At 58.2% G+C, this 1,917-nt stretch carries 3 protein-coding genes; 1 reads left to right on the top strand and 2 read right to left on the bottom strand.

The window, feature by feature from the left end; all coding sequences use genetic code 11:
* The coding region (locus AC1DLV_RS30225; protein WP_476803650.1) for a lytic murein transglycosylase at nt 1-596 on the bottom strand (596 nt) is incomplete at its 3' end.
* A gap of 484 nt (nt 597-1,080) precedes the next feature.
* Nucleotides 1,081-1,239 carry a hypothetical protein gene (locus tag AC1DLV_RS30220; RefSeq protein ID WP_476836348.1) on the bottom strand — a complete coding sequence of 53 codons (159 nt, stop codon included), beginning with the start codon at nt 1,237-1,239 and terminating at the stop codon, nt 1,081-1,083.
* A gap of 178 nt (nt 1,240-1,417) precedes the next feature.
* Here AC1DLV_RS30220 and AC1DLV_RS30215 point away from each other — a divergent pair.
* A partial coding sequence (locus tag AC1DLV_RS30215; protein ID WP_476836347.1) for an LssY C-terminal domain-containing protein occupies nt 1,418-1,917 on the top strand: 500 nt, incomplete at its 3' end.

Below are 1,917 nucleotides of genomic sequence, written 5' to 3'. Positions count from 1 at the left end.
TTCCCGGGCAGGAACCCGGTATGGCCGATCTCGCCGTGCATGGCGCCGACCGAGCGGGCGCTCAGCGCGCCGCTGTCAACCAGCTTGAGCGCCGCGATGGCATGCGGCGCGAAGAATTGCGGACGGCGGCAATCGTAGGCGAGCGTGACAATTGCCGATACAGTGTTCTGGTTGCCCATGGAGGCGCCGAAGCCGGTCTCCATACCCCAGATAGCGAGCAGCACGCCGGCGGGCACGCCGTACTTGCGCTCGATGTTGCTGAAGAGTGCAGCGTTCGCCATCTTGAGCGATCGGCCCTTGGAAATAATCGCGGGCCCGCCGCGGCGTCTCATAAAGTCATCGACCGAGCCGCCGAAAGCCCTGTTGACGGAGCGGTCGGCCCGGATGGTTCCTACGGCGTAATTCGCTCCGAGAAGCGCTGCAAGGCCGTTCCCCCCGACGCCGGCGGCCTTTGCCGTCTCGGCAAACTCCACTTTCCACTGTTGAAACCCGGCAGCGCTGTTGCCGCATGAGGCCGCCTGAGCGGCGCACGTGAGAAGGCAGAAGGTGAAGGCACCCGCCGCAGCTATCAACTGTCCCTTAGCAAAGAACGCCATGTCGCTCTCCTAGCCGGTCCGATCCATCAAGCATCCGGCCGCATGGCGTCACTCCTTCCGGTTGCTCGCGCACTCGAGAAATTTGAACAAATCAATAATAGTGGTTGGGCGAAATAAAGCCAGCCGTAGCGATTTGGACCATTCGCAAGCGCGGGGCGACCCCGCCCACGCACTAGTTGACCACGCTGGTGCAGGCGCCGCTTTCGACCTTCGTCAACGTGTCGTTCATTCGGCATTTCGATGAGTTACTTTGGCAACGTCCGCTATCGGGAACCGCCTTGGAGTCACCTCACGGGCCGACATGGCGGCGCGTTGCTGACTGGCGGTTTGAGTGCCGTTGACGGACCGTCTGCTTTCAGGATGAGGAGATGGGATAGCAGCCGGTCAGGTCGCGACCCTCGTCGGACTGTCCCACAGGCGATACTCCGTCAATTCGCTATCGAACTCGTAGGCTAGCGGACCAATCGTCGGCTGAACGATCATCCTACTTCCCAAAAGGCAGCATCGCGACCACGAAGCGCGAAAAACACCGATTTGCCGGCGTCAATAACTGTATGACGGCCTTGTTCGCGGATTTACTCTCGATTCTCCGATTAGGGGCATAGCCGCCAAGCGCGGTCATCGCCCCGTCGAGATCCGCCATCTCAGGAACTCGCGGCAGCGGCAAGTCGAGGAAAGACTACTATTCAGGAAGCGTTCGGTGTAGCTTTCGAGCGAAAAGTTTGGGTAGCGGAGAGGAACGGCATGTCGCCCATTTGGTATGTTCGGCTACCAGAAACTGGCGACGTTCAACTCACCGGCTCTAGACGGGAAAACGAATCTTGAGATTGCTCAAGCGCCTTTTTCAGAGGGTTCTCGTCTTCTGTCTGGGCATTTTTAGTGTTTGGCTAATAGTCTTCGTCGTTTTCGATACTGCGGACCATAGACTTCCATGGATTCTAGCGGTGAGTCTTACCTACGGGTTGAGTGCCTATGTCATTCTGCCAAATATCGTTCGAATGGGCCTGAAGGTTCTTAACCGGAAACTTATCCCTAGATATACGATCACCGGGGATGGTCTTCCCGGCGATCCCGTAAATCTTGTCCTCATTGGAAATCTTCAACAGCTGCGCGACGCGTTTGCAACAGCGGGCTGGTCGACGGCGGATCGTTTGGGGATAGTGTCCTCGTGGCGAATGATACGAGCATTTCTGCTCAACTCTCCGTATCCCACCGCTCCTTTCAGCACGCTCTATCTCTTTGGACGAAGGCAGGACATAGGGTTCCAGCAGCCCATCAACAATAGCCCGCGCCAGCGCCATCACGTCCGTTTCTGGGCGCT

Source organism: Aminobacter sp. 01T433 (genome assembly GCF_056398585.1).
The sequence above is the reverse complement of the archived record's forward strand: the minus strand, read 5'-3'. Positions and strand labels throughout refer to the sequence as shown.